The sequence below is a fragment of the Neobacillus sp. GCM10023253 genome, from assembly GCF_042653105.1.
Lineage (GTDB): Bacteria > Bacillota > Bacilli > Bacillales > Cytobacillaceae > Neobacillus > Neobacillus citreus.
Genome location: NZ_JBHSHV010000016.1, coordinates 27,762 through 52,157, shown reverse-complemented (window position 1 = coordinate 52,157; position 24,396 = coordinate 27,762). Strand labels below are relative to the sequence as shown.

Here is a 24,396-nt window from a genome sequence, read left to right as displayed (position 1 = left end):
GTTTTTTCCTATCTATTGCAAATCATTATAAACCTTCGTCAACAATACACGATTTGGGTCTTGGCTTAACTCCCACATCATCGCTCCGCCTAAGCCCATTGATTTAATAAAAGTAGTCTTGTAACCCATTGATTTAATAAAAGTAGTCTTGTAACCCATTGATTCTTCATCATCATAGCTGATAAATTGCGAGCCATTAAACAGCCACGGCACTTTGGAATCTGGTTCCCAATAGCGGATAAACCCACTCTTGTTCAGGTAGTTTGTGACGATATCTGCGTAACTAAGCGCTTTTCCTCCGCCAGTAAAAGTCTGATACAATCCGTAATTTGCATTTGTAACTTGATTATAGATTCTTCCGTAAAAAGGAACACCCATAACAATCTTATTAGCTGGCACACCCTTATTTAAATAGGTTTGCACCGCATCCTGAACGCTCCATTCGGAATAAAATTTCGACACAGGATCGCGGTATAATGGAGCATTCAGCCCTGTCAATGTATCCCATTCACCATGTATGTCATAGGTCATTAACTGAATATAATCGACATATTCCTGCAGCAGGTTTAACTCCGTATTGTTGGCAAAACCTTCACCGGCGCCGCCGGCAATTGTCAACAGGTATTGCTTTCCATCTTTAGCGCTTTGGGCAGCAAACGTTTCACGAATTTTTTTCAATAAAAGCGTAAAGTTCTGCTTATCCTCTGGGCGATTGATATTATCGCTTTCTCCTCCAGCGACCGGATATTCCCAGTCTAAGTCTACTCCATCAAAGCCGTATTTTAAAATAAACTCTAAACAGCTATTAGCAAAAATAGTCCGCGATTCCTCGGTCAGCGCGACATCCGAAAACTTTTCCGACCATGTCCAGCCGCCCACTGAGATCAAGGTTTTAAGCTGTGGGTACTGAGCTTTTAACTTCGTTAATTGATAGAAATTCCCTTTGTAAGGCTGGTAAGCCGTATCTCCCGGAAATGCCTTTTCCACATCAGCAAAAGAATCTCCAAGGGCAATTTTTCCATCAGTAGAAATTTTAGCAAATGCGTAATTTAGATGGGTTAGCTTTGAAGCATCAATGTTAGAAACCTGAAAATTAGAATAGGTAGACCAGCCCGCGTAATAGCCGACCTTTTTAAATGAACCCGGCATTGGCGCTGGTGTCACCGTATTTTGGACAAGAACAGTCCTCGAAACCTGGGCAACTTGGTTTGCTGTATCGTAAACGATCACTTTCAGAATTTGCTCGCCATCCGGCACCCATGGGTCAGTCGCCCAATTAGCCGTATAAGGCGCGGCAGTGGCCGTTTTGATTAGGTACCCGCCATTGCTGCTGTAGAACTCTACCTTGCTGACTCCCTTGTCATCGCTTGCATTGACTGACAAGGTGACAATTCCGCTGATGGTTTTGCCATCTGCTGCAATCGGAGAAACCTGGATGTCACTTACCACCGGCGGCTGATCGACAACAGTAGTTGCTGCCGTCGTCACCTTTAAGGTATTACTTGCAGCAGAAACATTGCCTTTAACGTCACGCGCTTTGACATAAAAGCTGTACGAAGTACTCGGATTAAGACTCTTCACAACGAATTGCACTGCCGCGGTATTTCCTATGTATCTACTATCCTGGTAAACATCATAACCGGCAACCCCAACGTTATCTGTGGAACTATTCCAAGCAAGCGACACTGTTGAATCTGTAACATTGGCGGCACGCAGGTTGGTTGGCGCTGTTGGCGCTGTGCGGTCTGGTTTGGCGGCCTCCGCAATCCCTAAATTTGTAAAAAAGCTAGCTAATAATAAAAGAATAACTGCAAAAATAGACGCCTGTTTATTCCATTTCATCCCCCTGATTTCCTTCCTCTCTATTAAAATAGTAAAGTCTTGATTTCATTTTAATATAAAGAAACATTCGTAATATACAGGAAATATTAGTCATAATTCGCCAATAACAACCTATGATAAAATAATAGAAATGAAAATTTGGGAAGGGAAAAAACATGGATTTAAAAGAAAAGGTAAAAAATCTCCCCCTCACACCCGGGGTTTATCTGATGAAGGATTCTGCCGGCCAAATCATCTATGTAGGAAAAGCCAAAAATCTGAAGAATCGCGTTCGGTCCTATTTCCAGCATTCCAAGACTCATTCCAAAAAAACGCAAAAACTTGTTTCTACCTTAAAGGATTTTGACTACATCCTGACCGACACAGAGTTTGAAGCTTTTCTGCTGGAATGCCAGTTAATCAAAGAAATCAAACCTTTTTTCAACTGGAAGATGAAAAACCCGCAGAACTATTCCTATATCGTTGTGAAAATGGACGAGCGTTATCCCTCACTTGAAGTAACGAATGTTTACATTGAAAATGACGGAAATCTTTATTTCGGACCGTTTATCAGTAAATTTGCAGTGGAAAAAGCGGTCCAGGGGATCAAGGAATTTTTTAAAATTAGCTGCAGCAGCCGTTCCTCAGGAAGTTCTCCCTGTTTGAATCATTCTCTTGGTCTCTGCATCGGTTTGTGCATTGGGAAAGTCTCGAGAGAAAAATATGATAAGATTTTAAACCGCATTATTGCTTTGACCAAAGGAAATGACTTAAGCCCATTTGCGGAAATGGAGGAAAAAATGGCTGCTGCTGCGGAGCAATTGGATTTTGAACTGGCCGCAAAGTATAAAGGGTATTTGGAGGCAATCAGTTTTCTTCATTATAAAGAGGATGTCATTGATTTTGCGGAGGCCAATCAAAATATCGTCACGATTGAATTTTTGGATGACGGCACTTTTAAACTCTTTTTAATCAAAGGTAACAGGGTGTTGTTTTCTGAGAAGTATTTGCTGGAGGGAACGGATGTCGATGCAACGGTAAAGTCGAATATCTTGACCTTTTTCAAAGGTGCCAGGGATGAAACTCCCCTTATTGTCCACAAAGAAGACCTTGATGAAGCGCAAATTATTTATAACTATTTAACCGGTAATCATGGCAGGTACGTCCTAATTCCTGATGCTTGGCTTACCACGCAGGATCACACTCTCATGGATGATGCCATTCTAAAATTGCTATCAAAGCCCTAGAAATCTCGAGGGCTTTTTTATTATGGATAAATTACCTGACAAGGGTAAGGATATTATTTATTTGAAAATAATAACTATTTTAAAAACACTTTCTTTTTGATTAAGCAATTCCTAAAAACACGATAAAATCAATGTTTTTAAACAGTTTGTAAATACAATCCAGAAAAATATTTTTGACGATTCTAAACTATAAAAGTATTATAAAATAATAAAAGGAGGTAGATTTATGTCAAACATAAATAAACAGAAAATTGTGGACAGTGTACCTCAGAAGGGTTTTTTCGGTCACCCTAAAGGCTTATTCACACTGTTCTTCACAGAGTTTTGGGAACGCTTTTCTTATTATGGAATGAGAGCAATTCTTGTATACTATATGTACTATGAAGTTTCCAAGGGCGGTCTTGGCATGGACCAGACACTAGCATTGTCTATCATGTCCATTTATGGATCGCTTGTTTATATGTCTGGTATCATTGGCGGCTGGCTGGCGGACCGGATTTTCGGTACATCAAAAGCAGTGTTTTATGGCGGTATTTTGATCATGTTTGGTCATATTGCACTTGCCATTCCCGGAAGCATAGCGTTATTCTTCGTCTCCATGGTATTAATCGTACTTGGAACTGGATTACTAAAACCGAATGTTTCCACCGTGGTCGGTGACCTGTATGCAGAGAACGACAATCGTCGTGATGCAGGTTTCAGTATTTTCTATATGGGGATTAACCTTGGGGGCTTTATTGCACCATTAATCGTTGGATCCCTAATGGGTGTAAGCTTCCATTTAGGATTTGGTATCGCCGCAGTTGGTATGTTCGTAGGATTAGTAATGTTTGTACTGACAAAGAAGAAAAATCTTGGACTGGCAGGTACTACAGTAGCAAACCCGCTGTCACCTGCTGAAAGGAAAAAAGTCTTTACTTATATTGGATTAGGCATTGTCGTGATTGCCGTAATTTGCGCCATTGCGATTCCTAATGGCTATTTAACATTTGAAACATTTGTTAACCTAATTGGTATTTTGGGTATCTTAATTCCTACTATGTACTTTATTGTCATGTACCGAAGCAAAAAAACAACATCGGTGGAACGCTCTCGATTAATCGCTTATATTCCGTTATTTATCGCGTCTGTTATGTTCTGGGCGATTCAAGAACAGGGTTCAACGATTTTAGCAAACTATGCGGACAAACGTACCCAGCTTGATTTTGCAGGACTTCATATTTCTCCTGCATGGTTCCAATCCTTAAATCCATTATTCGTTATTATATTAGCTCCTGTTTTTGCATGGCTTTGGGTGAAGCTCGGAAAAAGAGAACCGAATATTCCACAGAAGTTTTCATTAGCATTATTGTTCTCTGGTTTATCATTCATCGTAATCTTGCTTCCTGCTTACTTTGGCGGAACTGATTCTTTGGTAAACCCATTATGGTTGGTGCTTAGCTATTTAATTTGCGTACTTGGTGAATTGTGCTTATCACCAGTTGGATTATCGGCAACAACGAAGTTAGCTCCTGCTGCGTTTTCTGCACAAACAATGAGCTTGTGGTTCCTATCTAGTGCTGCAGCCCAGGCCATCAATGCGCAAATCGTAAAATTCTACACTCCGGAAACAGAAATGGTCTACTTTGGTACGGTTGGAGGAGCTTCATTAGTATTAGGTTTCATCCTTCTAATGCTTGCTCCGAAAATTCAGGGATTTATGAAAGGAATTCGTTAACGATAAAAAGGAGTCTGCCCTAATGGTGCAGACACCTTTTTTAATTTTCTATGTTTTATTAAAATAGTAATTGTTGGTTAACATGTAATAAGAATTCCAATCTTCAAAATAGAAAACCGATAAGCACTTAGTTCCACAACTTTTATTGCAATATATACTTAATTGGCAATCTTTCTAATTTTGCTTTTTTCATATATTTTATTGACGTTTTAATTATTATTAAATTAAGATAATTATATTAAAATAATAATATATCAACGGAGGAAATTATATGGATGCTACAATGGATCGTCAACTGAATTCCAAGCAATCAAAGAAGCACCCCCCTGGACTATACCTCTTATTTATGACAGAAATGTGGGAACGTTTTAGTTATTACGGCATGAGAGCTATTCTTGTTCTTTATCTGACTAAATCATTAGTCAGCGGCGGATTAGGAATGAAAGAAAGCACCGCCCTAATGTTATACGGATTTTTTACCGGTGCAGTTTATTTCACACCGTTAATTGGCGGCTATTTATCTGACAGGTTTTTAGGCCAGAGGCTTGCTGTTACGATTGGCGGTATTACAATGGCCCTTGGTAACATCGTATTGTTCTCTAATCAAAGTTTCACTGCCGTTTATATTGGTCTAGGATTATTAATAATTGGTAACGGCTTCTTCAAACCGAATATCTCTACTATTGTTGGAGAGCTTTATGACGCTAAAGACAAACGCCGCGATGCTGCGTTTACGATCTTCTATATGGGCATTAACACAGGTGCATTCTTCGCTCCATTAATCATTGGTTTTATTACTGATAAGTGGTTTGCGGTACATGTACATGGCGTAATTGAATATGGATATAAATATGGATTCCTTGCATCTGCAATCGGAATGATTATAGGCCAAATTCTATTTAACGCTTTAGGCAACCGTTTCTTAGGCGAAATTGGCAAAAAGCCAGTTGGAAAACCACAGGCTTCAAATTCTGGCACTACACAAAATCAAAAAATGACGAAGGTAGAAAAAAACAGAACAATCGTGATTTTCATTTTAGCTGCTTTTGTTGTCTTTTTCTGGGCTGGATTCGAACAGGCTGGCGGCGCATTAAGTATCTATACAGATAAGTTCGTAGACCGCACCCTTTTTGGCTGGGAGATTCCAACCTCATGGTTCCAATCTGTTAACCCGTTATTTATCATTCTTTTAGCACCTGTTGTTTCAATGTTATGGGTAAAACTTTCAAACAGCAAACGGGGAGATTTACCAGTGCCTACGAAAATGGCATTTGGCATGATTCTTTTAGGTGCAGGCTTTATTGTCTTATTATTTGCCATCATGCAAACAGGCAGTGATGATAACCATATTACAACTAAAGCCAACATTCTCTTTATCGTTTTCACGTATCTACTCCATACAATTGGTGAGCTGTTCTTATCGCCAGTTGGGCTATCCTTTGTAAGTAAGTATGCACCTGTGAAATTCGCCTCTTTATTAATGGCAGTTTGGATGGCCAGCTCTTTTGTGGCAAACCTTCTTGCCGGCCAATTAGGTGCCTTTACTGAAACAATGGGTTACTTTGAAGTATTCTCTGTCATTGGTATCGCTGTAATTGTCCTTGGTCTGATTCTCCTCACACTTTCCAAAAAGCTTGTGAAAATGCTAGGTGAAGATGAAACAAAAGAAGCGAAGCAAGCTGCATAAGCTTTTAACGCTGCGCTACTGATTAAAAAAGAACGAAGGCTATCAGATAAAGCCTTCGTCCTTTTTTATTTTTTATTAATCAAATGTTTTACTCCATAAATAGGGTGATACAACAGCATCCACGGGCCGGAGTAGCGCATGACGGCTTTGATTTTTTGTCGGTAGGATGGTTTATAACAGTGAACTTTACAATGGGAGCAGGATGATTTCTCCTCACCAAAACGGCAGAAGGAGAGCCTTAACATACAGTAGTTTTTCAACTCCTGACATTCATTGCACAAACCATTGGGATGTTTATGCTTGCGGCGGCAATAAATCTCAATCATTTGCTTGACGATTTCTTTTTCCTTTTGGATAACTGGACCAGTGTTTGGTTCTATTAAACGCGCTCCCATGTTAAAAACCTCCTACTTTTAGATTATAAATCCTTATCTCTTACCTTTAACATATCATGGAATCTATTAAATAGATGGAATACTATTTACAATTTCCGCACATTTAGAAGCAATAGAAAAGTGGCCAATCCATTTTGGCCACCTTACCTAAAATGACAAAAAATCACTCATTTGGAGTACTTTTTGTCACTAGAATTCATGAAAAAAAGACCGGACAATTCCGATCTTTTGAGTATGAACCCTATTCCTTTTCCACCGCCGCAAATACTTCTTTTGCTGTTCTGAAGCTGTCAATTGCTGCAGGAACACCACAGTAGATAGCCGTCTGCAAGAATACCTCTTTAATCTCATCCTTAGTTAGGCCATTATTGATTGCTCCCCTAACATGCAGCTTCAGTTCATGCGGGCGATTGAGCGCCGTAATCATCGCAAGGTTAATAATGCTTCTCGTTTTTCTATCAAGTCCCGGTCTGCCCCACACTTCTCCCCAGCAGTATTGTGTCACCAATTCTTGCATTGGCATATTAAAATCATCCGCATTCTGAATGGATCCATCTACATATTCAGCACCTAATACACTTCTTCTAATTTCTAGTCCTTTTTCAAATAACTCTTTATTCATGATCATTTCTCCTATCTATTTTTATTAATGTTTTTCATGCAATGCATGGAATTAAAGCGTTAAGCGATTCTTACTGCTATACCTTCTAGCCCTTCCACTGCCGGGAACTTTTCCATTACAGCAGGATCATGGCCTGGGATGATCAGGTCCGGAGACTCGGCCAGGTCGTTGACAAAGTCAAATGCATCATACATCTGGGCAAGGTTGGCGACGATTGAACTCGGCCGGTCTTCTTGGATGTTTTTATAAAAATGGCTCACATCCGAAGCAAGAATGACTTTTCCTTTTTCCGTCGGTACCTCAACCACCTGCAGCCCCTCGGAATGCCCACCCGTTTTATGTACAGAGATTCCCGGCAGGATTTCCTTGCTTCCATTGACAAACTTGACCCGGCCTTTAAAATTTTCCTGTACCAAATGAACCACATCATCCGGTCTTACATGGTGCAGAAATTCTTTTCTGGACGCATATTTGCCTGTCCAAAAGGCCATCTCTGCTTCCTGAACGATAAATTGGCCATTCCGGATTTTATCCGCATTACCCAAATGATCGTAATGCACGTGGGTAATCACCACCTGCGAAACTGAGTCAACTTCGACGCCAAACTCCGGCAGGAGGCTGATCGGGCAGCGCAGAAACGTACGATTTCTTTTTTTTGCTTCCTCTTCATTGAATCCTGTATCCACGACAATGGCATGCTGATCCGATTTTATAAGCCAGATGAAATAATCCATGGTCATGGAGAAATCTTCATGCGGATCGGCAGGGCCGTGGAAATAGCTGCTGCACGTAGCGTCACGGGTCGCGTATTTGATCGCATAAACCTCATACTTAGGCGCTTCATTCATTGTCATTAGAACCTCCTTCCCATCAGCATTTTATCGACAGATTGTGAAGCTGACTGACCCTGATGCGTACAACCTCTCACTTTTTCGGGTGACGTGCTTATGAAACTACCTCCTTTTTGTGCAAGCGTTCATTCGAAATCTTTTCTAAAAACTTAATAATTTCCGTATGGTCCTGATCAGGTTCTCCCATTCTTGCAGCGCCTTCATAGACTTGCTCGATTAAAGAAGCGAGAAGAACTGGTACTTTTGTGTCCTTGGCGATGTTATTGACCATGCCTACGTCTTTTAGTAATAAATCTAAAGAGAACCCTGAGTTATAGGTTTCCGACAGGATAAAGGTCGGTAACTTATAATGGGTAGAGAAGCTTTGTCCTGAACTTGTATTGATTGTATCCAGCGCCACATTCAAATCGATGCCAAGCTTACTAAGCAGGATCATTGCTTCACAGGAAGCATAAAGGGATGCGGCAGACAGGTAGTTGTTAACCGCCTTGAGTGCATGCCCTGCTCCGGTCTGTCCGACTAGATTTATTGCTTTGCCTAGACATTCTAAAATTGGCTGCACCTTCGAATAATCCTTCTCCTCGGCTCCGACCATAATAGTAAGAGTTCCAGCCTTGGCTCCTTTGACGCCTCCAGATACCGGTGCATCAATTAAGGTTAAACCGAAGTTTTTCGCTTCCTCTGCCAGCTTTCTTGTGCTGAATACATAGGAACTGCTCATATCAATGATAATCCCGCCACTCTTCATGGAGTGAAATAACCCGTCTGTTCCAGCTAAAATAGCTTCTACGACGCTGGAATTTGGCAGCATCGTGATCACAATGTCATTTTGTTTTCCTAATTCAAGAATAGAAGTTGCAACGATGGCCCCCTTTTCTTGCAGAGGTTTCATTGCCTCAACGTTTGTATCATAAACAGTAAGGCAGTAGCCGGCATCCAACAGATTTTCGGACATCCACCTTCCCATTTTCCCTATTCCGATAAAACCTATCTTCATAAGCTCTCATCCCTTCATTTTATTGTGCTTCACTCTACTCTGGAAATAATATTTCCAGTGACCGAAGCGAACGAATCTCCTGTTCATATATCGCTCGTTTTCCTGCACTAACGTCTTTTTCTATTAAAGCCTTTACCTGTTCCCTATGTTCATTTAAAGAAGAGGTTAAGTTGGAACCTTGAGCCATTGATAGCATTCTAAAAGGACGAGCAGATCGCCTTAAGGATAAATACATTTCACTTAAAACCTTATTGTTAGCGATGGAAAAAATTAAATGGTGGAATTCTTCATTTAATTCATAGTAAAGCTCAAGATCATAGTCCTTAACTGCTCGCTCCTGCATTTTGATAACGTTTTCAAGTTTATCAATGCCATCTTGATCAATTTTGACGATTGCTTTTTCCATCGCAATTTCTTCAAGTCGGTAAATAACATCATACAATTCATAAATATCTGTTCTCGTAAATCTTCTTACTACTACCCCTTGATGGGGAACTCTCTGCACCAGCCGATCCCGTTCTAGCATAAGGAGGGCCTCGCGAACCGGTGAACGGCTTGTCTTAAATTCCTCTGCTATAGCAGCCTCGACCAGATGTTCACCCGGGTGTAGAATTCGCTTTCCTATTCTGGCAGTAATTTCTTCAGCAATCTTAATAGCGATTGTCTTCTTTGCATTCGTTTCCATATTTCCTCCCGATCAAATCAAGCATACAACATTGTCGACAATTTAGTATGTAATCATTATGCCATTTAGCAGATAATTCGGTCAATAGTCAATTTTTATAATATTCATAAAATATATAATTGCATTTACCCATGGAAGCATCCTCTTTATTTGTGCCCTACCAAGCGCACATAAAAAAGTACTCCTCCGAGTACTTTTTTAGATAACTTTATACCTCTTGCAAATCCTTGTGAAAAACAATATCGTTCAAGGCTAATTGCAGCGTTCCTTTAAACTCTACCTTATGACTGATATCGACTCCCGAGCTAATAAGGCTTTTGACAATTTCCGCCCGCATACCGGTGAGAATCGTTTTACAGCCCATCATCGAAAAGCCTTGGATGATTTGGACAAAGTTCCGTGCGGCTTCTTTTTCCATCGAGGCCACACCTGAAAGGTCGATAATTAACGTTTGAATTTGCCGATACTCAATTTCAGTCAGCACTTTATCCTGAATCGTTGAAATACGCAGATCATCAAGTGTTCCAATTAAGGGCAAAATGCAAATCTCTTTATTAATTGGAATAATTGGAACAGATAGGTTTTCGACAAGCTTTCTTTGGTTCTCCAGCAATTCATCCTTATATTTCGTATACGTGATAAAAAAGTGTGTCAGGAACTGATCAATTAATTCATTTATACTTTTTTCCAATGAAAAGAATGTAATTCTATCAGTCTCCAATTTATTGAAAGCATCAAAGTTATAGAGAAAATCCCAAAGTGTTCGGCGAATCGCCTGAATCCATTCCAACTTAAACGCAAGGGTCAAGGAATGCTTTGCCCAAGCCATCCCCTCCTGCTTGGCAAATGAGATTAGTTCATGTTCCCGACCTTCAACGACATATAGAACTAACTTATGGGCATTGTTAAGTAAATTAATTCCGACATTATGTATATCATCAATTTTGTCACTTACATTCGTCGCCTCAGCCAGCAAACGGTCCTCAAATAATTTTTGATTTTCCAAAAAGTATTCTTTTATTGAATATTTATCGTCAAACATAACATTCAATTTTCTCACACCCCGTTGTGTTTTTTGCTGCTGCTGAGGTAGCCTAATCGTAAAATTAGTTCCTTGATTTTTCTTGCTGTCAACCAAAATCATGCCGCCATGCTGATAAATGACTGAGAACACCTGAGCAAGTCCCATCCCTGTCCCCTGATCTTTGGTCGTAAAAAAGGGCGTGCCTAATAGTGAAAGCTTCTCCTCGGGAATGCCAACTCCTGTATCTTGAATCGTCACAATGACTTCATTATTCTTTGTGTAATGTTTTAGAGTAATGGCGCCTTCCCCATCAATCGCTTCAATTGCATTTTTAATTAAATTAAAGAAAGCCTTTTTAAATTGATTTTTCCTGCCGTAAATAGCAGCACCAGTATCTTGAAAATCAGTTTGGATGGTAATCTCATACATCTTGTCCTGGAATAGGTTAATGATGGATTCCAATTCGACTGACAAATAAATAGTTTGGAATTCTTCGTCCTCCAGATCGGGCTTAGAAACCTGAAGGAGATTATTTAAAGTTTTCAGGGCGTTATCCAATTCGGAATGAGCAATTTCTAGGTATTCATTTTTTTGATCCTGCTGCAAAAGCTGTAAAAACCCTTTGACCGCTGTTAATGGATTTCGCACTTCATGGGCAATTCCTGCAGCAATTTGGCCAATCGATGCCAGCTGGCTTAAATGATTTGTCATTCCGCTCTCTTTGTTATCCTTTTCTTCGATGTACATTTTCATATATCTCCTTTCCTACAACAAGGAACAAAAGGACTTATTTTCATAATTGGATATTTCTACTATCTAAATATTAGTTTACTAAAAAAACAAACAAGGTAAATACTCAGAAATATGCATTCTTTTCCATTTTATATAGTAAATAAGTTGTACTACCACCTAAAAACTAAAAGCAATTTTAGGAAGAAAGACTCATTATTTTAGTTGTTCTTTTATTCCTTCTATGATGTCAAGGGGCATGACCCCATAATGAGAGAGAACTTTTGCTTTTTCTTGTCCGGCCCTTGCATGAAGGTAACTTGCGGCTATCATGGCGTGTAAGGGTTCGGCACCTTGGGCAAGAAATGAGGCAATCAGACCAGTAAGAACGTCCCCGCTGCCTCCTTTTCCGAGGGCGTCATGACCAAGCGGGTTTATATAGACCTGTCCATCCGGTGAGACAATAATGGACCGGTGGCCCTTCAAAAGCAAAAAAACATGGCTTTCCTTCGCATATTCCCGGGCAATATCGATGCGGTTTTCCTCCACCTCTTTGACAGACTTATTGACTAGCCTTGCCATTTCACCTGGATGTGGAGTGAAAACGACAGGTCCCTTATACTGGCGGACCAAGTCCATCAAGCTTCGTATGAAATAAAGGCCACCCGCATCAATGATCAAAACCTGACCGTTCATTGACCCAATTAGTAATTTGAGCCACTCCTCTCCGCCAGTAAACCGGCCCATCCCGGGACCAATGGCTACACAGTCAAACTGCTGAAGCTGCGGAATAATTTCATGAACTGCCCTGGCAGCAAAATGACCATGCTCATCAGATAAAGGCAAAAATAATGATTCCGGATTTTGCGCCGCCGCCATCGGATAAATCCCTTCCGGAACGGCCAGCGTTACCAGACCTGCACCGGAATGTAAGGCTGCCTTCGCTGAGAATATCGGGGCGCCTACATATGGGCGTGAGCCGCCGACTATCAGGGCATGACCGAATGTCCCTTTATGACCATGCCTTGGCCGTTTTGGCAGCACCTCCCGCACAAGAGGCCCTGTTATCACCCGTGGCATGTCCAGTCCTAAATCTGCCGCGGCCGAGGGCGGTACAGAAATATCAACCGCCTTCCAGTCACCGATATATTTTGGTCCGTCCTGTAAAAAGAAGCCTTTTTTCGGAAAAACAAATGTTATCGTCTTATCAGCCTTAATTGCTTCACCTACAACCTTCCCGGTATCGCTGCTGACACCTGAAGGGATATCAACAGACAAGATCAATTTCTTTCCAGTATGTTCGTTGACCATGGAAATCACATTGCTGAAGGGTTCCCTGACAGGGCCATTTACCCCAGTCCCCAAAATGGCATCGACAACCACATCCGCCGTGTTCAATTCATTTTTTAAACCCTTAAGTGAATGTTCTTGAAGGTAATAGACAGGCAGCCCGCGATTCATATACACATCAAAGTGGACTTTTGCATCTCCCTTTAAACGGTCAGGATCGACGAGCAGACAAACAAGAGTCCTGACTCCCGCATCAATCAGCTTGCGGGCAATAACAAAACCGTCGCCGCCGTTATTCCCGCCGCCAGCAAGAACGAGGACCCGTGGATTTGGGCAAGGGAAGTCCGCTATAATTTCCTCTACTACTCTTGCCCCGGCATTTTCCATTAGGACCACACCAGGTAAACCAATCCTTTCCATCGTATACTGATCCATCCGCTGCATGTCCCTTTGCCCCGCCGCAAACATGTCAAACCAACCTCCTCATCGAATATATCTAGTTTCATTTTACATCTTTTCCTCCAAAAAAGAGCCCAAGGTTGTTGGACTCTTTTGGAAATTATTCAGATTTTAGATCTGATTCATTTACATACATAATAAAATCAATCAATTCTTCTCCACTATGAAAGGAATTTCCGTTCGCAGTGGCCTTGATGGCCGCTTCCTCCCCAGAACTTTTATAGGGCGTCCAGCCAAAAAACAAGTCCCTTGCAGGAAATACATCTTGAAAAAAATTCAGCTGCTTTGCCTTGTTTAATTCATCAAAAGAATCGATAACGGAGCTCCATTCGGCGGGCATCCTTAAAACACCATAGGATTTACCGTCAAGAGGCACCGTTTTTTCTAGCAGAATGCCCGGATAATAAGTCTCTATCCCGTCCCTTATTAGATAATTCCTGTCTTTCTTTAAATAAAACTTCATATAGCTAACCGCATCATCTGGGTGGATGTTCCAGACAATCGTGTAAGTTGATGGATTCTTTTGGTTAACCCTCCAAACCTTAGGCTCCCCGGCATTATCAATATATACAGCCTTCCATTGATGATTTTTCCATGCCCAATAGCTTAATCCATAACGGTTATCCTTTGTTACGAACGGGATAACTTTATGACGTTCATCCACGTGGATTATATCTTGAATGGTGTCAGCTGCCACTTCGGGAAAAACATGATTTATTTCCTCAACCAATTGCTGATTCGTTAAAAATCGATCCGGCTTGGAATAATAAAACCAATATACTGTTACCGCGGACAAGAGCAGAATTACTATTCCGAAAATCATCATCTTTTTTCCCATGTCATTGTCCGCCCTTTAATATCGATTCGTCCGAGCGAAAATAATGCTGTTTTTCCGGTGTCGAAATCAATAATCCTTTTCCATCGTTTTCAACATAAACAATCACATTAAGGCCACTTCCAAACTTGGGAGCGGAACCAACAAGCTGATAAGGGAATCGTTCACTTTTTTTATCAGTCTCTTCCTCAGACTCATGGAACCATTCCGTGCTGTGGATGGGTTTTTCCATCATTTTTGGGAGCTGCTTTTGTAATGATATTGTATCCAGGGAAAGATTTTGTGCAGTGAGGTAGGTATTAATAATAGAAGCTCTCTCGATGTTTGAAATATAGACGTCTGCCTGGTTTTCTGGATAAACAAAATGATACAGCGGTATATAAACTAAAGTTGTCGCTAGAAAAATATAATTGGCAAAAAATCCAAGCCAGGCAAAGTGCCGATAAACCTGCCACTGTTCTGTCCTGCCTCTTAACCAAAACAGGATCCAAACACCTAATGGCAAAATGGCAAGCTTAATGGTCGTTTCTGACATCCTCCAATCGAAGGAAAAAGAAAAAACACCTATGAATAGAATGACTATCACTTTCCACAGGCTTATTTTTATGGTCTGTTTTTTATAAATCAGATAGGCGAAATAACCGGTCGTCCCCCATCCCAAAATCCCCAGCAAAACAGCGATGAGATTTACATTCCCCATAGAAACTCATCCCTTTCTATGTTTCCTTAATTTAACAATATAGTATAACTCAGAATTTGCACATCCTAATTTAAATAATATTTCACATTATTGGATATATAGGGTAAATTTAGGGAAAATGTTTTTATTTGTTTTTGCTCATCCTATGATTATTAGAAATTTTTAAGAGGTGTTTAATGAATGGGGAAAGCCAATTTTCAACTGGTTTTACAAACAGTTAACTTAGTTTTAGGATTCATGATTTGGGTCATCATTTCTTCTTTAATATCTTTTATTCAAACTGATATTAAGCTGACACCTGGTCAGCTATCGACCGTAACAGCGATTCCTGTCATTCTAGGTTCGATCTTAAGGGTTCCGATCGGCTTTTGGACAAATCGCTATGGCGCAAGATGGTTGTTTACGATTGGACTGCTATTTCTAATTCTGCCTGTTTACTATATCAGCCTGGCAGATTCCTTCACCGATTTAATCATCGGCGGTTTAGCACTTGGTGTCGGAGGGGCGTTGTTTTCGATTGGGGTTACCTCCCTGCCGAAATATTATCCAAAAGAACGGCATGGGTTTGTAAACGGCATCTACGGGGCTGGTAACATTGGTACAGCCTTTACTTCCTTTTCTGCCCCGCTTTTGGCCAATGCCATCGGCTGGAGAAGCACTGTTCAATTATTTTTAATTTTAATCGTGATTTTCGCGGTTCTGACATTTATCTTTGGTGACAAAAAAGAACAAACGGTAAGGGTCTCCTTAACCGGTCAAATTAAAAGTGTTTATAAAAACTATCGGCTCTGGTTTTTATGCTTGTTCTATTTTATAACTTTCGGTTCATTTGTTGCCTTTACTGTTTATTTACCTGCCTTCCTTGTTAACCATTTTCATTTAACGAAGGTGGATGCTGGTTTCCGAACAGCCGGGTTTATTGTCATTGCCACCATCATGCGTCCGATCGGGGGCTTTCTTGCTGATAAATTTAACCCTTATCTCATCTTGATTGTGATCTTTAATGCGATTACTTTTGCCGGATTTCTGTTATCGTTTACTCCGTCATTGCCTATTTATACCGTGGGCTGCATTTTAGTTGCTTTTTGTGCAGGGATCGGAAATGGTACCATTTTCAAGCTTGTGCCTTTATATTTTTCAAAACAGGCCGGCATTGTAAACGGTATTGTAGCGGCCATGGGGGGACTGGGCGGATTTTTCCCGCCAATCGTGTTAACGATTCTATTTAATATGACCGGCCATTATGCGATTGGCTTTATGGCTCTTTCCGAATTCGCACTTGCTGCTGCGATTATTGTGACAGCCCTATACTTCCTTGATAAATTACAGATTTCTAACCAGGTTATTGAAAGCACCGCGGAAGGAATCATGGTGACAGATTTAAAGGGGGTTATTCAACGGATTAATCCTGCGTTCACTGCTGTTACTGGGTATTCGAAAGATGAGGCCATTGGCAATACACCCGTTATCCTTCGCTCAGGAAAACATGATGAAGCATTTTATACAAAAATGTGGGAGGATATCCGTAAAAATGGCTCATGGCAGGGTGAAATTTGGAACAAAAAGAAGGATGGGCAAATTTATTTGGAGTTGTTAACCATCAGCACCATTAAGGATGAAAATGATAACCCGCTGAATTATGTGGGAATGTTTAACGAACTGCGTTAGTGATCTAAATGTACAAAAGAGTTGAGAAATTCAACTCTTTTTTTATTTTATAATAATTTACATTTTGTTGGAAATAGTAAGGGAATACTTGGAAAATTATCCACCAGGAAATTAAGTACTAATTTGAAAGGATGTTTTAAATTGTCAGGACCTAGTTTAAAAAAACAAGATGCACATGACTTAATCCATGAATCGGCATTAAACGAGGCGAAAGAATTAAGGATGTTATTACAAAAATGCGTGGAAGATGGTCAAAAGGAAAAAGCCATTAAAGTAGCAGAGGTATCAATTGAACATTGGGAATCTAGGACATTGCAGCATGCAAGTTCAGAGGAAGAAGGTTTATATAAGGAAATGGTAACTGAAAAACCCCATTTAAAAACTCTTGTCATACAGTTGACTCGTGACCATGACCTTATGCGTAAAATGGTAGAACAAATGAAGGCTCTGTTAATAAATAATGAGATTGATGAAAAATTAGTATCTTTAATGGATTCCTTAATTATTGTTGACTCTCTACATAATGACGATGAAATGAATAAACTTCTAGGACATAAAGAATTCTATAAATTGGAAATTGCGGAAGAGAGTGATGAGATTGCTTGAGGAAAGACTATTACGCTATGGAGCACCCGCCTTATATGACAAGATGGTTGAGACTTTCTCGAATTTTCATATTCATCCATATGATGTTCAATCCACAGTATTAAAAGTCGAGGACAAATTTGAAGTTTCATTGAAATTTTCTGCTGATTTTTCTCAATCTGTAACCCGTCAATTCACTATTGAACAAATGGAGCATCCTGATGAAGAAGTGACAAGCTTTTTTCAAGAATCTGCAGAAAAATGCAAGTCTATATTAATTGCTGATTACTACAAAATGATGAAAGTGTGAAAGGAGTTGAAACGCTTTTGTTTTCATTTCAAGCAGATGCACTTTTGGTTGATGACCGAGAAGATTTGATTGCCGTTTTACAAATGAGATTCGGCACTTTACCGGGGGAAATGATCCAAAAAATTTATGAAATTAATGATATGAATACATTGCAGCGTCTCATCATATCTGCTGCTAATTCGGCAAATTGGGATGTTTTCGTAGAAGATTTTAATGTCAGTAAAGATTCCTATCGATTATTGGGAGATAACTTTAACCCACTAAGAGATTTAATAAAGGAAGGAGAGGTGTGCGATGGAGGAGCATAAGAATAATTTGTTCCATTCTCTTAAACATCTCGTTCGAGGAGACCGAATTAATGATGGTTGGACAGAAGAAAGTCCGCGTCCACGGGATTGGGAGTCAGCTTACCGTAATCGTTGGGGACATGATAAAGTCGTGCGATCTACTCATGGAGTAAACTGTACGGGTTCTTGCAGTTGGAAAATCCACGTAAAAGATGGGATTATCACTTGGGAAACACAGCAAACAGATTATCCCTCTACTGGGGATGATTTTCCGGAATATGAACCCAGAGGGTGCCCTCGTGGTGCCAGCTTTTCATGGTACACATACAGTCCAACCCGTGTAAAATATCCATATGTTCGTGGAGAACTCTATTCATTATGGAAAGAGGAATTGGAAAAAGCCAATAACCCAGTTCAGGCATGGGAAAATATCGTTACTGACCCTAAAAAGCGTGAACGTTATGTTAAAGCAAGAGGAAAAGGCGGTTTTGTTCGGGGGAATTGGAATGACCTTTGTGAAATGATTGCTGCCGCCAGTATATATACGATAAAAAAATATGGACCAGATCGTATCGTTGGATTTAGCCCTATTCCTGCAATGTCAATGGTCAGCTATTGTGGCGGCACAAGATTTTTGTCCTTAATCGGAGGAACAATATTAAGTTTCTATGATTGGTATGCAGACCTGCCACCGGCTTCACCGCAAGTTTGGGGTGATCAGACAGATGTTCCGGAAAGTGCAGATTGGTATAACACTAAATATTTTATTATTTGGGGAACCAATATTCCACAAACGAGAACGCCAGATGCCCACTTTATGGTGGAATCAAGATACAACGGGACAAAAGTAGTCGGGGTCAGCCCAGATTACGCAGAGTACGAAAAATTTGCTGACATGTGGCTGCCTGCCAAAGCTGGGACAGATGGAGCGCTTGCCATGGCGATGACACATGTGATTTTAAAGGAATTCTATGTAGATAAAGAAACGCCATATTTTATGGAATATGCAAAACAATATACGGATTTGCCATTTTTAATCACATTAAAAAAGAAAAATGATAATTACCGTTCTGATTGTTTCTTACGTGCATCAGATCTTTCTGACCAAGAAGAATTAGGTGAATGGAAAACTGTGGTTTGGGATGAAACAACTGATAACTTTGCCATTCCTAACGGCAGCCAAGGTTTTCGCTGGGATAACGGAAATCAGTGGAACTTAGATTTATATAATATTAATCCCAAAATGAGCTTTTTAGATGATTCAGATGATACTGCTATGGTCGAATTCCCTTACTTTGGCCAAAAGGATGGCGGTTTGATTAAGCGTGAAGTTCCAGTAAAAAAAATAAAAGATAAATCCGGAAATGAATTACTCATTACTACTATCTATGATTTAATGTTGGCACATACCGGAATTAACAGAGGTCTAAAGGGTGACTATCCAAAGGACTATAATGACGATAAAAGTCCCTATACTCCTGCTTGGCAAGAAAGTATCACAGGTGTTAACAAAGCTCATGTAATTCAAGTGGCAAGAGAATTTGCGGAAAATGCAGCATTGACAAAGGGTAAATCAATGATTGCAATGGGTGGTGGAACAAACCACTGGTATCATAGTGACCAAATTTATCGCTGTATTTTAAATCTCATTCTTTTAACCGGTTCACAAGGTGTAAATGGCGGGGGTTGGGCGCATTACGTAGGTCAAGAGAAAGTACGTCCGCTTGAAGGATTCTCCCAAATTGCATTTGCTAATGATTGGGTGAAGGCTCCAAGGTTTATGAACGGTACTTCCTTCTTTTATTTTGCAACAGAGCAATTCCGCTATGAATATGAAAAAAAAGAAGAAGAATCAGAGTGGGGAAGCAAATATTCCAGCATGCATCCAGCTGATTTTAATGCCCTTTCGGCAAGGTTAGGATGGTTACCAAGCTTTCCACAACTTTCAAAAAATTCTTTAGATGTAGTAAGAGAAGCACGCTCAAGAAACAAAAATGATCAAGCGGTTATCGAAGATATCACAAAACAACTAGTGGAAGGAAAGCTTGACTTTGCCATTGAGAATCCAAACGATCCACGTAATTTTCCGCGAGTCTTTTTCAACTGGCGTTCAAATTTATTAGGAGATAGCGGAAAGGGACATGAATATTTCGTGAAGCATTTAATTGGAGGACAAGATTCTGTATTAGGTGATTATGAAAATTCTTGGCAACCCGAGGATGTGAACTTGTCTGATAAGCCACCTGAAGGGAAAACAGATCTTTTCGTCAGCATGGATTTTCGAATGACTAGTTCAGGACTTTTCTCCGATATTATTTTTCCAGCTGCTACGTGGTATGAAAAATACGATATTAGCACCACGGATATGCATCCATTTGTCCATCCGTTTAATGCAGCCATTTCTCCTCCTTGGGAGACAAGAAGCGATTGGGATGCATTTAGGGAAATTGCCAAAAGTTTTTCTGAACTTGCTAAAAACCATCTTCCTGCTCAAGAGGACCTTGTTTTGTCGCCACTTGCACATGATACCATCAATGAAATTGCTCAGCCTTTCGGAAAAGTCAAAGACTGGCGAAAAGGTGAAGTGGAAGCAATACCGGGAAAAACCTTACCAAACTTTAATTTTGTCAAACGTGATTATCCAAATGTATACGATATGTGGATTACCGTTGGGCCAAATATAAAAAATGGATATGGAACAAAAGGGGTTAAAATTCCTGGTGACCAAGTTTACAAGGATTTACTTGACCGCTTAGGACCATCCAAACATATAGGTATTGGAAAAGGTTATCCTGACCTTTATACCGATAAAAAAGCCATTAATGCCATTTTGTTAATGTCCGGTGCTACAAATGGCAAACGAGCGGTTGAAGGTTGGAAATCCGTGGAGGAAAAGACAGGTAAAAAACTGACTCATATTTCCGAGGAACGTGCGGAAGAAGATTATACGTTAGACGCCTTAACCATTCAACCAAGACCAACCCTTTCTTCCCCAGTATGGAGTGGGCTCGAAAAGGATAATCGACGGTACTCTCCGTTTACGATTAACAAAGAATTTAATATACCGTGGCATACACTTACTGGAAGACAAAGCTTTTATCTTGACCATGAAGTGATGCTTGATTTTGGCGAAGGGCTTCCTTTATATATTCCTCCGATTACAAGAGGCGCTTTTGTGAAAGGAGAAAAAGAAGTCGAAAATCAAGGAAAATCCATTTCATTGCGTTACATGACTCCACACCAAAAATGGGGCATTCATACCATGTTTACAGATACGAATAACATGGCTCAATTGTTCCGTGGCTGGCAAGTCGTTTGGATGAATGAAGAAGATGCAGCCTCTATTGGCATTAAAGATAACGATTGGATTGAAGTATATAACCGCAATGGCGCTGTTGTTGCTAGAGCTGTTTTAACGTACCGTATGCCAAGAGGTGCAGTTTATATGTACCACGCTCAAGACAGGCATATGGGGGTTCCAGGGAATAACATTAACAAAGTACGTGGTGGAACCCATAACAGTGTGACCAGAATTTATCCAAAAGCCACACATATGATTGGCGGTTATTCTCAATTAAGTTATGGATTTAATTATTATGGACCGACTGGTAGTCAGAGGGACACAATGGCGATTATTAGACCGCTGAAGGAGGTCGATTGGCTTGAGGATTAAGGCACAAGTTGCAATGGTCATGCACCTTGATAAGTGTATTGGTTGCCATACTTGTTCTGTTACTTGTAAAAATGTATGGACCAACCGACCTGGAATGGAGTATGTGTGGTTCAATAACGTTGAAACACGACCTGGGGTAGGATATCCAAAGGAATGGGAAAACACCAACCGCTATAAAGGCGGTTGGGTTTTGCGAAACGGTAAATTGCATTTAAGAGCCGGTGGACCTCTTACAAAATTGGCGAATATTTTTTACAATCCCAATATGGCAGATCTAAATGATTTTTATGAGCCATGGACGTATGATTTTCAGCATCTTCACAAACGGGATAAAGGAGATAGTTTACCTGTAGCCCGTCCTCGTTCCATGATTACAGGAAACTATATCGATAAACCGGTATGGGGTCCAAACTGGGATGATGATTTGGCGGGAGGGAGCGAATCTGTTCCAAATGACCCTAATGTACGAAAACTTCAGGAACACGTTAAAACGGAATATGAAAAGACCTTTATGATGTACCTGCCAAGGATATGCGAGCATTGCTTAAATCCTTCCTGTGTTGCCTCTTGCCCTTCTGGTGCTTTATATAAAAGGGACGAAGATGGAATTGTATTAGTAGACCAGGATGCTTGTCGGGGATGGCGGTTTTGTATGAATGGATGTCCATATCATAAGGTGTACTATAACTGGAATACACACAAAGCCGAAAAATGTAATTTCTGTTATCCGAGAACTGAAGCCGGTTTACCGACCATTTGTTCAGAAACTTGTGTAGGTCGAATTCGATATATTGGTGTGGTCTTGTATGATGCAGATCGGGTGAAAGAGGCTGCATCCGTTAAAGATCCTAAAGATTTATATGAATCCCAACTCTCCGTATTTTTAGACCCATTTGACCCTGAAGTCATTGCGGAAGCAGAAAAACAAGGAATCAATCATAGTTGGATTTTAAGTGCACAAGAATCTCCAATCTATAAGATGGCAATAAAGTGGAAGATTGCACTTCCGCTTCACCCAGAATACCGGACGTTTCCAATGGTATGGTATGTACCGCCGCTTAGCCCGATTATGAACCACATTACTAACGAACAAGATTTAAGTGCGGAAGGCTATATTCCAGCAGTAGATCAAATGAGAATTCCAATGGAGTATTTGGCTTCAATTTTAACTGCTGATGATACTTCTGTTATTCGTAAGGTCTTATTAAAAATGGCAGCGATGAGGGTTTATATGAGGTCAAAAACCGTTGGTGGAGTGGACAAACAAAAGTTGACTAAATTAATGGATGAAGCAGGTACCCATAATGAAGAATTAGAAGAGATGGCTCGGTTACTTGCAGTCGCAAAATACAATGAACGATTTGTCATTCCGACTGGCCGTCGTGAAATGAATGATGACTTACATTACAAACAGGGAGCTTGCAGCATTGAAGATTTAGCTCCTCCTGAAGGTATGATGACCTATCCATTTGAAAGAAGTGAAAATGCATAATGAATGAAGAAAAAGCGATTTTAATGCTTTTATCGCGCCTCTTGGATTATCCGGATACTTCTTTTTTTGAAGATCAAGAAACAATCATAAGCTTTATTTACGAATCTATCACATCAGAGGATATTCAAAAGGAAGTATTGAATAGAATTTATCCCTTCTATCAAATGCCATCGGTGCAATTGGAGCAGCTATATGTAGAGACCTTTGATTATAAGGAAGGGACCAATCTATATTTAACTGCACATGAACTAGGAGACAGCAGAAACCGCGGTTTTGCTCTTATCCAATTACAAAAACTCATATCTGAAGCCGGACTTGAATACATCGGACATGATATGGCAGATTATATTCCTATGTTGTTAGAACTTTTGGCGGTTGTACCCGAAGAGGAAAAAATCAACAAACTTTCAAGAAGAATTGCTTATGCCGTTGACCGGATCTTAACAAATCTTCCTGAGGATAATCCTTACAAGAAAGCACTTGAATTAGGGATGATGTATGTTTTTGAAACTCCGGATGCAGAGGAGATCTCTGCTTTAGAGAGACTTCGGGAAGTTGCTGACCTGGATGAGTTACCATATCCATTGATGTATCGCTAAAAAGGAGGGGCTATGATGGAAGTTGTATTTTGGTGGACAATTTTTCCTTATATTTGCGGAACAATCCTAATTATTGCAACATTTTATCGTTTTGTTTTTCGTCGCAAAAGTTGGACTGCGCCTTCAACAGAAATTTTTGAAAAAAAAGGATTGGGAATCGCATCTGTCCTATTTCACTATGGGATTATCTTTGCTTTTGTTGGACACGTAATGGGCGTATTAATTCCACTAAGTGTATACAATGCAATCGGAGTTACAGACCATATCTATCATTTCTTCGCCATTGCAGGAGGTGGTGTTGCAGGTCTCATGGTGGTAATTGGGCTAGTTTTGATGCTTATTCGAAAATTCAATTCACCAAGGGTTCGTGCCCATACTACCGGGACAAGTTATTTCACCATCCTATGGCTTATACTGGTTGCAGGGCTTGGGGCATATATGACGATCGTCTATAATACAACCGTAGGGGCATATGAATACCGTTTATCAATTGGGCCTTGGTTCAGAAGTTTGTTCACATTCCATCCAAGGTCGGATTTAATGCTTGGGGTGCCTTTGCTCTTTAAAATTCATATCATTGTGGCATTTATTTTATTTGCTGCCATCCCATTTACAGCTCTAGTCCATATGTTCAGTTTTCCATTAAGGTATCCTTCACGGGCTCCGCAACAGTACCGTTCAAGAAATGGTTATAATAAGAATAGCAGGTAGAAATACTTTAAA

The 24,396-nt window shown here is 40.2% G+C and carries 21 protein-coding genes; 11 read left to right on the top strand and 10 right to left on the bottom strand.

Annotated elements, in window-relative coordinates:
* Nucleotides 1-12 precede the first annotated feature (12 nt).
* Nucleotides 13-1,842 carry a glycosyl hydrolase family 18 protein gene (locus ACFPA1_RS20245; protein WP_378585024.1) on the bottom strand — a complete coding sequence of 610 codons (1,830 nt, stop codon included), beginning with the start codon at nt 1,840-1,842 and terminating at the stop codon, nt 13-15.
* A gap of 155 nt (nt 1,843-1,997) precedes the next feature.
* Here ACFPA1_RS20245 and ACFPA1_RS20240 point away from each other — a divergent pair, with 155 nt between their 5' ends.
* The 3 genes from ACFPA1_RS20240 (at nt 1,998) to ACFPA1_RS20230 (ending at nt 6,472) form a co-directional block, all read left to right on the top strand.
* On the top strand, nt 1,998-3,068 hold the full coding sequence (locus ACFPA1_RS20240; RefSeq protein WP_378585022.1) for a GIY-YIG nuclease family protein: 1,071 nt from the start codon (nt 1,998-2,000) through the stop codon (nt 3,066-3,068).
* Nucleotides 3,069-3,294: 226 nt separating this feature from the next.
* Nucleotides 3,295-4,785, top strand: a complete 1,491-nt coding sequence (locus ACFPA1_RS20235; protein ID WP_213146668.1) for a peptide MFS transporter — start codon at nt 3,295-3,297, stop codon at nt 4,783-4,785.
* 271 nt (nt 4,786-5,056) lie between these two features.
* Nucleotides 5,057-6,472: a peptide MFS transporter gene (locus ACFPA1_RS20230; protein ID WP_378585020.1), complete on the top strand. Its 1,416-nt coding sequence runs from the start codon at nt 5,057-5,059 to the stop codon at nt 6,470-6,472.
* A 65-nt stretch (nt 6,473-6,537) separates the two neighbouring features.
* On the opposite strand, the gene ACFPA1_RS20225 is transcribed toward ACFPA1_RS20230, so the two are convergent.
* From ACFPA1_RS20225 to ACFPA1_RS20185, 9 genes are all read right to left on the bottom strand, one after another.
* Nucleotides 6,538-6,867 carry a nitrous oxide-stimulated promoter family protein gene (locus ACFPA1_RS20225; RefSeq protein ID WP_213146666.1) on the bottom strand — a complete coding sequence of 110 codons (330 nt, stop codon included), beginning with the start codon at nt 6,865-6,867 and terminating at the stop codon, nt 6,538-6,540.
* A gap of 241 nt (nt 6,868-7,108) precedes the next feature.
* Nucleotides 7,109-7,489, bottom strand: a complete 381-nt coding sequence (gene pcaC / locus ACFPA1_RS20220) for a 4-carboxymuconolactone decarboxylase (RefSeq protein WP_378585018.1) — start codon at nt 7,487-7,489, stop codon at nt 7,109-7,111.
* A gap of 59 nt (nt 7,490-7,548) precedes the next feature.
* Nucleotides 7,549-8,343: an N-acyl homoserine lactonase family protein gene (locus ACFPA1_RS20215; RefSeq protein ID WP_378585017.1), complete on the bottom strand. Its 795-nt coding sequence runs from the start codon at nt 8,341-8,343 to the stop codon at nt 7,549-7,551.
* Nucleotides 8,344-8,434: 91 nt separating this feature from the next.
* Nucleotides 8,435-9,337, bottom strand: coding sequence for an NAD(P)-dependent oxidoreductase (locus ACFPA1_RS20210; RefSeq protein WP_378585016.1), 903 nt, complete (start codon nt 9,335-9,337; stop codon nt 8,435-8,437).
* A 34-nt stretch (nt 9,338-9,371) separates the two neighbouring features.
* A complete protein-coding gene (locus tag ACFPA1_RS20205) occupies nt 9,372-10,022 on the bottom strand; it encodes a GntR family transcriptional regulator (protein WP_213146662.1) in 651 nt (216 codons plus the stop codon).
* A 208-nt stretch (nt 10,023-10,230) separates the two neighbouring features.
* A complete protein-coding gene (locus tag ACFPA1_RS20200; protein ID WP_378585015.1) occupies nt 10,231-11,793 on the bottom strand; it encodes an ATP-binding protein in 1,563 nt (520 codons plus the stop codon).
* A 198-nt stretch (nt 11,794-11,991) separates the two neighbouring features.
* Nucleotides 11,992-13,533, bottom strand: coding sequence for an NAD(P)H-hydrate dehydratase (locus ACFPA1_RS20195; RefSeq protein ID WP_378585014.1), 1,542 nt, complete (start codon nt 13,531-13,533; stop codon nt 11,992-11,994).
* A 91-nt stretch (nt 13,534-13,624) separates the two neighbouring features.
* Entirely contained in the window at nt 13,625-14,362 is a 738-nt protein-coding gene (locus ACFPA1_RS20190; protein ID WP_378585012.1) for a hypothetical protein, read from the bottom strand.
* A gap of 1 nt (nt 14,363) precedes the next feature.
* Nucleotides 14,364-15,059, bottom strand: coding sequence for a hypothetical protein (locus tag ACFPA1_RS20185; protein WP_378585010.1), 696 nt, complete (start codon nt 15,057-15,059; stop codon nt 14,364-14,366).
* A 180-nt stretch (nt 15,060-15,239) separates the two neighbouring features.
* Between ACFPA1_RS20185 and ACFPA1_RS20180 the strand changes: the two genes are divergently transcribed.
* From ACFPA1_RS20180 to narI, 8 genes are all read left to right on the top strand, one after another.
* On the top strand, nt 15,240-16,727 hold the full coding sequence (locus tag ACFPA1_RS20180) for an MFS transporter (protein ID WP_378585008.1): 1,488 nt from the start codon (nt 15,240-15,242) through the stop codon (nt 16,725-16,727).
* A 141-nt stretch (nt 16,728-16,868) separates the two neighbouring features.
* Nucleotides 16,869-17,333 (top strand): hemerythrin domain-containing protein, encoded by a 465-nt coding sequence (locus ACFPA1_RS20175; protein WP_213146656.1) that lies wholly within the window; start codon nt 16,869-16,871, stop codon nt 17,331-17,333.
* Nucleotides 17,320-17,622 (top strand): hypothetical protein, encoded by a 303-nt coding sequence (locus ACFPA1_RS20170; RefSeq protein WP_213146655.1) that lies wholly within the window; start codon nt 17,320-17,322, stop codon nt 17,620-17,622. Before ACFPA1_RS20175 ends, ACFPA1_RS20170 begins: the two co-directional genes overlap by 14 nt.
* 17 nt (nt 17,623-17,639) lie before the next feature.
* A complete protein-coding gene (locus ACFPA1_RS20165; protein WP_213146775.1) occupies nt 17,640-17,930 on the top strand; it encodes a hypothetical protein in 291 nt (96 codons plus the stop codon).
* Nucleotides 17,917-21,582, top strand: coding sequence for a nitrate reductase subunit alpha (locus ACFPA1_RS20160; RefSeq protein ID WP_213146654.1), 3,666 nt, complete (start codon nt 17,917-17,919; stop codon nt 21,580-21,582). The genes ACFPA1_RS20165 and ACFPA1_RS20160 overlap by 14 nt, the downstream gene beginning before the upstream one ends.
* The gene (gene narH, locus ACFPA1_RS20155) at nt 21,572-23,074 is read left to right on the top strand and encodes a nitrate reductase subunit beta (RefSeq protein WP_213146653.1); all 1,503 of its coding nucleotides are present in this window, start codon (nt 21,572-21,574) and stop codon (nt 23,072-23,074) included. The genes ACFPA1_RS20160 and narH overlap by 11 nt, the downstream gene beginning before the upstream one ends.
* Entirely contained in the window at nt 23,074-23,673 is a 600-nt protein-coding gene (narJ, locus tag ACFPA1_RS20150; protein ID WP_241113931.1) for a nitrate reductase molybdenum cofactor assembly chaperone, read from the top strand. Before narH ends, narJ begins: the two co-directional genes overlap by 1 nt.
* 15 nt (nt 23,674-23,688) lie before the next feature.
* On the top strand, nt 23,689-24,384 hold the full coding sequence (narI, locus tag ACFPA1_RS20145) for a respiratory nitrate reductase subunit gamma (RefSeq protein ID WP_213146773.1): 696 nt from the start codon (nt 23,689-23,691) through the stop codon (nt 24,382-24,384).
* Nucleotides 24,385-24,396 lie beyond the last annotated feature (12 nt).